Here is a 9,858-nt window from a genome sequence, read left to right on the forward strand (position 1 = left end):
GGCAATCGGCCGAGCACACGCTCGACGCGGTCTGCGACAGGCTCGGCATCGCGATCCCGGAGGCCGAGCGACACACCGCCATCGGCGACGCCATCGGCACGGGCGAGGCCTTCCGCAAGATGATCCCGATGCTGGAAGCGGCAGACCTGCCCAATCTCGGGGCACTGATCGCGGCCTTCGACCGGCATTCCCGCCTGATCGAACACCTGAATTGACGCGCTGCGCCATCTGGCGCAGAGGGTCCCGAGCGACGGGGGAAGAACGCAATGGCGCGCAAACCGCTCTACAAGGCCGCCGAGACCGAGATGATCCGGCGGATCGAGACCGGCGAATGGGAGGTGGGCCGCCGCCTGCCCAACGAATTCGGCCTGGCCGACGAGTTCGGCGTGAGCCAGGGCACCATGCGGCGCGCGCTGATGACGCTGGAAGGAATGGGCCTGCTCAGCCGCAAGCCCGGGCGGGGAACCATCGTGGCGGAGCGGGCGGCTGTGGTGCCGGCGAAACCCGCTGCCGCGCCGCCGCGCCCGACGGCGGAGCTGCGAGACGCGGCCGGCGCGCCTGTCGCCTTCGACGTCCACCGCGCCAAATCCGCGACGCGCGGCGCGGACGCGGCCGAACACGCGCTCTTCGGCAAGCCGCGCCTGGCCGTGGTGGAACGCCTCCTCAAGGTGAACGGCGAGCGGGCGGCGCTGGAGGAGACGATGGTGCCCGAAACCCTCGTTCCCGCGCTGGACGAGGAGGCTCCGGTCGAGCTCTCCGCCTTCCTTGCGGTCCACGGGCTCGACCCCGCCGAGATCGACGCGACGGCGTCGGCCGCGCTCACGACGATGGCGGAGTCGGTCGCGCTGTCCTGCGACCGGCACACGCCCCTCCTCGTGATCCGCCGCGTCGCGCGCGACGGCAAGGGGCGACCCATCGCGCTCCAGGTCCTGCGCGTCGCGACCGACGGCGCGACCTGGGGCTGAGGCGCGTCAGATCCCGTCGATGCAGACGTACTTCGTCTCGAGGTAATCCTCGAGGCCCTGGCTGCCGCCCTCCTTGCCGAGGCCGCTCTCCTTCACGCCGCCGAAGGGCGCCTCGACCGTGGTGATGAGGCCCGAGTTGATGCCGATCATCCCGTACTGGAGCTTCTCGTTCAGCCGGAAGGCGCGGCCGAGATCGCGCGTGTAGACGTAGGAGGCGAGGCCGAAGCGCGTCGCGTTGGCCATGGCGATGGCCTCCTCCTCGGTCTCGAAGCGGAAGACGGGCGCGAGGGGGCCGAAGATCTCCTCGGTGGCGAAGGCCATGTCCTGCGTCGCCCCGGTCAGGACGGTGGGCTGGAAGAACGTGCCGCCGAGCTGGTGGCGCGAGCCGCCGAGCGCGACCGTGGCGCCCTTGGACTTGGCGTCGTCCAGAAGCTCCTCGACCTTGGCGACGGCGTCGCGGTCGATCAGCGGGCCCTGCGCCACGCCCGCCTCGCGGCCGTCGCCGACCTTGAGGGCGCGGGTCTTCTCCACCAGCTTCTCCACGAAGGCGTCATGGATGCCCGCCTGCACGTAGATGCGATTGGCGCAAACGCAGGTCTGGCCCGAGTTGCGGTATTTCGAGACGATGGCCCCCTCGGCCGCGGCGTCGAGATCGGCGTCGTCGAAGACGATGAAGGGCGCGTTGCCGCCGAGCTCCATCGACACCTTCTTCACCGTGTCGGCGGACTGGCGGATCAGTTCCTTGCCGACCTCGGTGGAGCCGGTGAAGGTGATCTTCCGCACCTCGTCGCGCGCCATCATCGCACCCGCGATGGCGCGGGCCGAACCCGTCAGCACGTTCACCGCGCCCTTCGGATAGCCGACCTCCTCGGCCAGCGCAGCCCAGGCGAGGCCCGAATAGGGCGTCGCGGTCGCGGGCTTTGCCACGACGGGGCAGCCCACGGCGAGCGCGGGCGCCACCTTGCGGGCCAGCATCGAGGAGGGGAAGTTCCACGGCGTGATCATGCCGACGACGCCCACCGGGTGCTTCGTCACCAGGATGCGGCGGCCGTTCACGCCCGCGGGCACGATCTCGCCCTTGGCGCGGCGCGCCTCCTCGGCGAACCAGCGGACGTATTGCGCGCCGATGGCGATCTCGCCCTTCGCCTCGGCCAGCGGCTTGCCCATCTCGACGGTCAGGAGCTCGGCCAGCGCCGCCTGGTGGTCCATGAGCGCGTCGTGCAGCTTCCACAGAAGGCCCACGCGGCTCATCAGATCCATTCCCGCCAGTTCGGGGAAGGCCGCGTGGGCGGCGTCGATGGCGCGCATCGTCTCGGCCTCGCCGCAGGCGGGCACCGTGCCGATCACCTCGCCCGTCGCCGGGTTCGTCACGTCGATCGTCTTGCCGCTGTCCGCGCCGATCCATTCCCCGGCGACAAAATTCGCCTGCCGCATCCATGCCTGCCAGTCGGCCATGCCGTCCTCCCTTGCGTCGTCGCGTGGCCCCGGCGATGCCCGCCGGGCCGTCCCGCTCCATGTCGCACCCAAGCCGCGGGCCTTCAACCCCGCCCGCGACGGGCGATGACGCGCGCGGGCGCATACTCTGCCGTTTTCTCATCCGGTTTTTTCGGGTATCGGTGCGCCATTCGGCACGGCGGCGGCAGGAACCGCACGCCGGGACAGATATTTCAGGAGGGCGGCCCGTCTCGCCCGCATACATGATGGAGTGACTGCATGAAGATCGCGATGATCGGCACGGGCTATGTCGGCCTCGTCTCCGGCGTTTGCTTCTCGGACTTCGGCCATGACGTGGTCTGCGTCGACAAGAACCCCGCAAAGATCGAGATGCTCGAGCGCGGCGAGGTGCCGATCTACGAGCCCGGCCTCGACGCGCTGATGGCGCGCAACGTGGAGGCGGGGCGCCTCTCGTTCACCACCGACCTGCCCAAGGCCGTGGCGGGGGCGGACGCCGTCTTCATCGCGGTGGGCACGCCGACCCGGCGCGGCGACGGTCACGCGGACCTCAGCTACGTGATGGCCGCCGCCGAGGAGGTCGCCCGCGCCCTGACCGGCTATGCCGTCATCGTCACGAAGTCGACCGTACCCGTCGGCACCAACCGCAAGGTCAAGCACGTCGTCGCCAAGGCCAACCCCGAGGCCGAGTTCGACGTGGCCTCGAACCCCGAGTTCCTGCGCGAGGGCGCGGCCATCGACGACTTCATGAAGCCCGACCGCGTGGTCGTCGGCGTCCAGACCGAGCGCGCGGCCGAGGTCATGGCCGAGATCTACCGCCCCCTCTACCTGCGCGACTTCCCGATCGTCACGACGGACCTCGAGAGCGCGGAGATGATCAAGTACGCGGCGAACGCCTTCCTCGCGACCAAGATCACCTTCATCAACGAGATCGCCGCGCTCTGCGAGCGGGTGGGCGCGGACGTGAAGGAAGTGTCCAAGGGCATGGGCCTCGACGGGCGGATCGGGAACAAGTTCCTCCATGCCGGCCCCGGCTACGGCGGGTCGTGCTTCCCCAAGGACACGATGGCGCTGGCCCGCATCGGGCAGGACCATGCCGCGCCCCAGAACATCGTCGAGACGGTGATCCGCGTGAACGACGGGATCAAGGTGCGGATGATCGAGAAGCTCCGCGACCTCTGCGGCGGCACGTTCAACGGCAGGACGATCGCGGTGCTCGGCGTGACCTTCAAGCCCAACACCGACGACATGCGCGACGCGCCCTCGCTGACCATCGTGCCCGCGCTCGTGGGCGGCGGCGCGCGGGTGCGCGTCGTCGATCCGCAAGGCCGGCGCGAGGGCGAGGCGCTGCTCCCCGGCGTGCAATGGTCCGACGATCCCTACAAGGCGGTGCAGAACGCCGATCTCGTGGTGATCCTGACGGAGTGGAACGAGTTCCGCGCCCTCGACCTCAAGCGGATGGCCAGGAAGATGGCGACGCCGCGGATGGCGGACCTCAGGAACGTCTACTCCGCCAAGGACGTGCGGAAGGCGGGGTTCGAGGCCTACGAGGCCGTGGGCCGTGGCGGCCTGGAACCCGAGGAAACGAAGCTCGCCGCCGAGTGAGCGGGCCTACGATCCGGCGTAGGAGCGGGCGGTCGCGATGATCTCCCGCACCTCGTCGGCGTCGCCGATCCTGTTGGCGAGGAGGAGGACGAGCCGCGCGTTCAGCGCCCGGCTCCCGGCCTCGTCGAGGCCCTCGTGCGCCTCGAGCAGCGCGTCATAGACGTCGTCGCCGCGTCCGTAGAAGCCGCTCCGGTAGGTCTTGCGCGCGCTCACAGGACAGTCTCCGTCATGGCGGGGCTCCGCCCGAGCGCGCGGTCCCGGGCGGCCGCCACGGTCTCGGCCGTCGGCGCGTCGAAGACCGCCGCCACGTGCCCGTCCGGCCGGAACAGGTAGGCGAGGCCCATACCGTAGCAGCCGAGCGCATAGCCCTGCAAATCGTCGTGGCAGGGAAACTCGGCGGAACGCTGTCCGATCCCGATGCGGCGGATGCCCGGCACCTCGGGCAGGCGGACGTTGCCGAAGCCCGCGAGCGTGAATTCCCCCTGCACGAGCGAAATCAGCCACTCCCCGCCCACGGGCGCGTCCGGCATGGCGGTGCCGGGCGGAACCGGGGCGACCCCCTCGGTCTGGAGCGGGAAGCCCGCCAGCGAGCACGGCCTCGACAGCCGCCCCGAGTTGATCAGCTCCCGCGCGAAGGGCTGGTCGTGCGCCATGCGCAGGGTCTCGGCCCGGAACAGCGCCTCGGCCGGCGTCTTGGGCGTCATGAAGCGCGTGGCGCGGGCGGAATTCAGGATGTTCTCCTCCGCCCCGTGCCGCCGCTCGGCGTCGTAGCTGTCGATCAGCGTCTCGGGCGCCTCGCCCGTCAGCACCGCCGCGAGCTTCCAGCCGAGGTTGTCCACGTCCTGGATGCCGCCGTTGCCGCCGCGCGCCCCGAAGGGCGAGACGACATGCGCGCTGTCGCCCACGAAGATCACGCGGCCATGCAAGAAGCGGTCGAGCATCATGCAGCGGAAGCGGTAGACCGACAGCCAGTCCATGCGGAACGGCTTGTCTCCGACGATGGCGCGGATGCGGGGCAGGACGCGGTCCTCCTCCGTCTCGGCCTTCGGGTCGGCGGAGGCGTCGAGTTGCAGGTCGATGCGGTAGATGTCGTCGGGCTGCTTGTGGAGGAGCGCGGACTTGCCCGCGTGGAAGGGCGGGTCGAACCAGAACCAGCGTTCGGGCACGCCGTGGTCGCCGAAGGGGCTGTCCTTCATCTCGATGTCGCAGATGAGGAACCGCTCCTCGAAGGTCTGCCCGGTGAAGGGCAGGCCCATCCGCTCGCGCGTGGGGGAATTCGCGCCGTCGCAGGCCAGGAGGTAGAGGGCCTCGAGCGCATAGGCGCCCTCGGGCGTCTCGACGTGGAGGCGGACGCCGTCGCCCAGGTCCTCGTGGCCCGTGACCTTGTTGAGGAAGCGGATGTCGATGAGGTCGGGGAACTCCCGCGCGCGGTCGAGCAGGTATTCCTCGACATAGTATTGCTGGAGGTTGATGAAGGCCGGGTACTTGTGCCCCGCCTCGGGCAGGAGGTCGAAGTGGTAGACCTCCTCCGCGCCGTGGAAGAGCCGCCCGACCTTCCATGTCACGCCCTTGGCGAGCATCCGCTCGCCCACGCCCAGCCGGTCGAAGATCTCGAGCGTCCGCTTCGCCCAGCAGATGGCGCGCGAGCCGACAGAGACCACGTTGTTGTCGTCGAGGACGACGGAGGCCACGCCCCTGAGCGCGAGGTCGATCGCCATGGAAAGGCCGATGGGCCCCGCGCCGACGATGGCGACGGGCGCCTCCGTGCTGCCGCCGTCGAGTTCGGGCGGGCGGACGAAGGGCTGTTCGGCATAAGGATAGGCGGGCATCTGGTCCTCTCCTTCAGTCGTGGAAGGCCGCGGCGTCGTCGGGTCGCTGGAAGACGGGAAAGAACTCGTCGAGCTGCGGCGGCGAGATGTCCGTCCCCGAGAGCATCGCGTGCGCCTGCCCCCGGTGGTGCACCTGGTGCTGGAAGAGGTGGAGGAGAACGTCCTCCGCCCGCTCCGTCGCGGGGCCGCCGCGCCAGCCGACCGACACCAGATCGTCAGGCCCCACGCCCGCATCGCAGAAGGCGATGAGCCGCCGGTCGGCCGCGGCCTGCCGGACGGCGAGGTCGGCTGCGGTCGCTGGAACCTCCTCCTCGCGGAATATCGCGCGGCCGCGCCCGCCGCCCTCGAGCGCGTCGAGATAGAAGAGATCGACCAGCCAGATGTGGCCGAGCGTCTCCTTCAGCGAGGGGAAGAAGCCGGTGCGCGGCGCCTCGAACTCCGCCTGCGGCAGCGCGGCCACCGCGCCGAGCAGCCGGGCGTTCGCCCAGGCGTTGTTGCGCGCCATGCGCGGGAAGATCGCGCGCCCACTCATCCCTGGAGCGCCGCCCACATCTGCGCGTCGCGCTCGGCGGTCCAGATGCGCGGCGTCTCGATGCCGCGCGCCTCGTCCCAGGCGCGCGAGACGTTGAAGGGCAGGCAGTGCTCGTAGATCGCGAAGTCCGAGAACTTCGGATCGCAGGCCGCGCGCACGGCCTCCCATGCGTCCTTGAGCGACCCGCCCCTCGCCGCCACGCGGGCGGCGGGGCGGTACGTGCTCTCGACGAAGTCGCGCGTGCTCTCGATGGCGGCGGCGACCATGTCGGGTCCGACCAGCGCCGCGCCGCGCCCCGGCGCGATGGCCTGCGGCGCGAAGGCGGCGATCACGTCGAGCGTTCCGCCCCACTCGGTCAGGTAGCCGTCGCCGCAGTAGCAGGCGGAGTGGTATTCCACGATGTCGCCGGTGAACATCACCTCGCAGTCGGGCACCAGCACCACGGCGTCCCCCGCCGTGTGGGCGCGGCCGGGGCGGAAGATGTCGACGCGTCGCTTGCCGAGCCAGACGGTCATCGCGTCGGAGAAGGTCGTCGTGGGCCAGGTGAGACCCGGGATCTCCTCGTGCCCCTGGAAGAGGCGGGGGAAGCGGGCGAACTCGCTCTCCCAATCCTCCTGCCCGCGTTCGGCCACCATCGCGCGGGCGGCGTCCGACATGACGATCTCGCGCGCGCCGTAAGCCGAGGCGCCGAGGACGCGGACCGCGTGGTAGTGCGTGAGGACGAGGTGGCTAATCGGCTTGTCCGTGACGGAGCGGACGCAGTCGATCACCTTCCGCGCGAGCCTGGGCGTCGCCTGCGCCTCGACGATCATGACGGTCTCGTCGCCGACGATGACGCCGGTGTTCGGGTCGCCCTCGGCGGTGAAGGCGTAGAGGCCCGGGCCGATCTCGTCGAAGCTGACGCGCTTCTCGGCCATGTCGCCCGCGCTGGCGAATGTCTTGCTCATGCCCTTCCTCCCTGGGCGCCGGAAAAGCCGGCTTTTCCGGCCCGGATCTGCCGGCAGATCCGGGCCCGTCACTTCGTGCCGGGCGTTCCGTCGAACTTCTTCTCGAGGCTCGTCCAGCAGTCGATATAGTCGTCCTGCAGCGGCGCCTCCTTCGCCGCGAACGCCGTAAGGTGCTGCGGGAACCGCGTCTCGAACATGAAGGACATCGTGTCGTCGAGCTTGTGGGGCGCGAGTTCCGCGCTCGAGGCGCCCTCGAAGGCCTCGCGGTCGGGCCCGTGCGGCAGCATCATGTTGTGCAGGCTCATGCCGCCGGGAACGAAGCCCTGGGGCTTGGCGTCGTACTGGCCGTAGATGTTGCCCATCAGCTCGGACATGATGTTCTTGTGGTACCAGGGCGGGCGGAACGTGTCCTCGGCCACCATCCAGCGCTCGCGGAAGAGGACGAAGTCGATGTTGGCCGTCCCCGGCACGCCCGAGGGCGCGGTCAGCACGGTGAAGATCGACGGGTCCGGGTGGTCGAAGAGGATCGCGCCCACCGGGCAGTATGTGGTGAGGTCGTATTTCACCGGCGCGTAGTTGCCGTGCCAGGCCACGACGTCGAGGGGGCTGTGCCCGATCTCGGTGACGTGGAACTGGCCGCACCACTTGACGGTCACCGTGGAGGGCACCTCGCGGTCCTCGAAGGCGGCCACGGGGGTCTTGAAGTCGCGCCGGTTGGCCATGCAGTTCGCGCCGATGGGCCCGCGGCCCGGCAGCTCGAACTTCTGCCCGTAGTTCTCGCAGACGAAGCCGCGGGCCGGCCCCTCGACGACCTCGACGCGGTAGAGCAACCCGCGCGGGATGATGGCGATCTCCTGCGGCGCGAGGTCGATGATGCCAAGCTCGGTGAAGAAGCGGAGCGTGCCCTCCTGCGGCACGATCAGGATCTCGCTGTCGGCGGAGTAGAAGTACTCGTCCACCATCGAAGCGGTCACGAGGTAGATGTGGGAGGCCATGCCGACCTGCGTGTTCACGTCGCCCGCCGTCGTCATCGTCCGCATGCCCGTCAGCCAGGTCAGTGGCGTGTCGGAATGCGGCACCGGGTCCCAGCGGTACTGGCCGAGCGAGATCACGTCCTCCACCACATGGGGCGCGGTCTTCCAGTAGGGCAGGTCGATCTTCGTGTAGCGCCGCGAATGCTTCACCGAGGGGCGGATCCGGTAGCACCATGTGCGCTCGTTCTGGTGGCTGGGCGCGGTGAAGGCGGTGCCCGAAAGCTGCTCGCCATAGAGGCCGTACTCGCACTTTTGCGGCGAGTTCATGCCCTGCGGCAGCGCGCCCGGCAGCGCCTCGGTCTCGAAGTCGTTGCCGAAGCCCGGCATGTAGCCCGGATGGGTGCCCTGGGCGTTCCGGTCCTGCACCATCCGGCGGGACGGGGACTGGTCGGTCATCGCGCGGTCCTCCCTTTCTCGCTCCACAGGTGTATTGTTACTTTTGTAACCAACAAGGGTGGCGAAGGCAAAGCATGGCGGACGGGTTCGAACTCAGCGACTTCACGCCCTACCTGCTGAACCGGGCGGCCGAGGCGGAATCGCAGCGATTCTCCCGCGTCTACCGCGAGCGCTACGGAATGCTCCGGACCGAGTGGCGCGTGCTCTTCCACCTCGGGCGGTACGGCGAGATGTCGGCCCGCGAGATCTCGGATCGCGCCAGCATCCACAAGACCAAGGTGTCCCGAGCCGTCGCGGCGCTGGAAGGCAAGCGCTTCCTCGAGCGGCGGGCGAGCGAGGCGGACCGGCGCGTGGAGCTCCTGAGCCTGCGCCCGCCGGGGCGCGCGGCCTTCGCCGAGCTGTCGGAGGCGGCGGCCGAGCACGAGCGCGCGCTCGAGATGCGGATCGGGGCGGCGCGGCTGGCCGAGCTGCGCCGCCTCCTGCGGGACCTCGCGGGCTAGCCCCTCGCCAGCAGCGCCTCGATCTCGGCGCGGGACGGCATGGAGGGCGCCGTCCCCGGCCGCGTGACCGAGATCGCGGCGGTCGCGTTGGCGAAGCGCAGTGCGGCCTCGGGCGCCATCCCCTCGGCCAGCGCCACGGCGAAGCCCCCGTTGAAGGCGTCGCCCGCGCCCGTCGTCTCGACCACCGGGCCGGCGTTCAGGGCCGGCACGTGGAGCGCCGTCTTGGCGTCGAACCAGAGGCAGCCGTTCTCGCCCAGCGTGACGATCGCGGCCTTCGCGACACCGCGTGCCAGAAGCGCGGCGGCCGCCCGCTCGGCGCTCGCCAGGTCGCGGACCTCGATGCCGGTGAGTTCGGAGGCCTCCGTCTCGTTCGGCGTGACGTAGTCGCAGAGCGCGAGCATCGCGTCGGGGATCTCCGCCGCCGGGGCCGGGTTCAGGATCGTCGCCGCCCCGCCTGACCGCGCGATGCCGAGCGCGCGGATCGCGGCCTCCTGCGGCTGTTCCAGCTGCGTGACGAAGACCTTCGCGCCGCCGATGACGTCGGCCTGCGCCCAAGCCGTCCACGAATTCTTCCGGCAACGGGGTTTTTTGTGGATTC

At 70.1% G+C, this 9,858-nt stretch carries 10 protein-coding genes and 1 pseudogene; 4 read left to right on the top strand and 7 right to left on the bottom strand.

What is annotated here, in order from left to right:
* Together ACTS11_RS04275 and ACTS11_RS04280 are read left to right on the top strand one after the other, a co-directional pair.
* Positions 1-215: pseudogene (locus ACTS11_RS04275) on the top strand (3'-5' exonuclease); the annotation flags it as partial.
* A 51-nt stretch (positions 216-266) separates the two neighbouring features.
* The gene (locus ACTS11_RS04280; RefSeq protein ID WP_442639105.1) at positions 267-965 is read left to right on the top strand and encodes a GntR family transcriptional regulator; all 699 of its coding nucleotides are present in this window, start codon (positions 267-269) and stop codon (positions 963-965) included.
* A 6-nt stretch (positions 966-971) separates the two neighbouring features.
* On the opposite strand, the gene ACTS11_RS04285 is transcribed toward ACTS11_RS04280, so the two are convergent.
* The gene (locus ACTS11_RS04285) at positions 972-2,420 is read right to left on the bottom strand and encodes an NAD-dependent succinate-semialdehyde dehydrogenase (protein WP_442639106.1); all 1,449 of its coding nucleotides are present in this window, start codon (positions 2,418-2,420) and stop codon (positions 972-974) included.
* Positions 2,421-2,678: 258 nt separating this feature from the next.
* Between ACTS11_RS04285 and ACTS11_RS04290 the strand changes: the two genes are divergently transcribed.
* Positions 2,679-4,022, top strand: coding sequence for a UDP-glucose dehydrogenase family protein (locus ACTS11_RS04290; RefSeq protein WP_442639107.1), 1,344 nt, complete (start codon positions 2,679-2,681; stop codon positions 4,020-4,022).
* Positions 4,023-4,028: 6 nt separating this feature from the next.
* Here the strand turns inward: ACTS11_RS04290 and ACTS11_RS04295 are convergent, their stop codons facing one another.
* The 5 genes from ACTS11_RS04295 to hmgA all read right to left on the bottom strand — a co-directional run bounded on the left by ACTS11_RS04295 (position 4,029) and on the right by hmgA (position 8,760).
* Positions 4,029-4,235: a DUF2783 domain-containing protein gene (locus ACTS11_RS04295; protein WP_442639108.1), complete on the bottom strand. Its 207-nt coding sequence runs from the start codon at positions 4,233-4,235 to the stop codon at positions 4,029-4,031.
* Positions 4,232-5,851 (bottom strand): FAD-dependent oxidoreductase, encoded by a 1,620-nt coding sequence (locus ACTS11_RS04300; RefSeq protein WP_442639109.1) that lies wholly within the window; start codon positions 5,849-5,851, stop codon positions 4,232-4,234. The genes ACTS11_RS04295 and ACTS11_RS04300 overlap by 4 nt, the downstream gene beginning before the upstream one ends.
* Positions 5,852-5,864: 13 nt before the next feature.
* Positions 5,865-6,356 carry a DinB family protein gene (locus ACTS11_RS04305; protein WP_442639110.1) on the bottom strand — a complete coding sequence of 164 codons (492 nt, stop codon included), beginning with the start codon at positions 6,354-6,356 and terminating at the stop codon, positions 5,865-5,867.
* Between the two features lie 23 nt (positions 6,357-6,379).
* Entirely contained in the window at positions 6,380-7,330 is a 951-nt protein-coding gene (locus ACTS11_RS04310) for an MBL fold metallo-hydrolase (RefSeq protein WP_442639111.1), read from the bottom strand.
* Between the two features lie 68 nt (positions 7,331-7,398).
* On the bottom strand, positions 7,399-8,760 hold the full coding sequence (hmgA, locus tag ACTS11_RS04315; RefSeq protein ID WP_442639112.1) for a homogentisate 1,2-dioxygenase: 1,362 nt from the start codon (positions 8,758-8,760) through the stop codon (positions 7,399-7,401).
* A gap of 74 nt (positions 8,761-8,834) precedes the next feature.
* Between hmgA and ACTS11_RS04320 the strand changes: the two genes are divergently transcribed.
* Positions 8,835-9,260 (top strand): MarR family winged helix-turn-helix transcriptional regulator, encoded by a 426-nt coding sequence (locus ACTS11_RS04320; RefSeq protein ID WP_442639113.1) that lies wholly within the window; start codon positions 8,835-8,837, stop codon positions 9,258-9,260.
* On the opposite strand, the gene ACTS11_RS04325 is transcribed toward ACTS11_RS04320, so the two are convergent.
* On the bottom strand, positions 9,257-9,858 hold a 602-nt coding region (locus ACTS11_RS04325; RefSeq protein ID WP_442639114.1), incomplete at its 5' end, for a PfkB family carbohydrate kinase. The genes ACTS11_RS04320 and ACTS11_RS04325 overlap by 4 nt on opposite strands.

This window comes from Roseicyclus sp. (assembly GCF_052168335.1).
GTDB lineage: Bacteria > Pseudomonadota > Alphaproteobacteria > Rhodobacterales > Rhodobacteraceae > Roseibacterium.

Excerpts from the sequence above, each read along its gene's own strand:
- ACTS11_RS04280 (WP_442639105.1), top strand. The coding sequence starts at position 267 with ATGGCGCGCAAACCGCTCTACAAGGCCGCCGAGACCGAGATGATCCGG.
- ACTS11_RS04285 (WP_442639106.1), bottom strand. The coding sequence starts at position 2,420 with ATGGCCGACTGGCAGGCATGGATGCGGCAGGCGAATTTTGTCGCCGGG.
- ACTS11_RS04290 (WP_442639107.1), top strand. The coding sequence starts at position 2,679 with ATGAAGATCGCGATGATCGGCACGGGCTATGTCGGCCTCGTCTCCGGC.
- ACTS11_RS04300 (WP_442639109.1), bottom strand. The coding sequence starts at position 5,851 with ATGCCCGCCTATCCTTATGCCGAACAGCCCTTCGTCCGCCCGCCCGAA.
- ACTS11_RS04305 (WP_442639110.1), bottom strand. The coding sequence starts at position 6,356 with ATGGCGCGCAACAACGCCTGGGCGAACGCCCGGCTGCTCGGCGCGGTG.
- ACTS11_RS04310 (WP_442639111.1), bottom strand. The coding sequence starts at position 7,330 with ATGAGCAAGACATTCGCCAGCGCGGGCGACATGGCCGAGAAGCGCGTC.
- hmgA (WP_442639112.1), bottom strand. The coding sequence starts at position 8,760 with ATGACCGACCAGTCCCCGTCCCGCCGGATGGTGCAGGACCGGAACGCC.
- ACTS11_RS04320 (WP_442639113.1), top strand. The coding sequence starts at position 8,835 with ATGGCGGACGGGTTCGAACTCAGCGACTTCACGCCCTACCTGCTGAAC.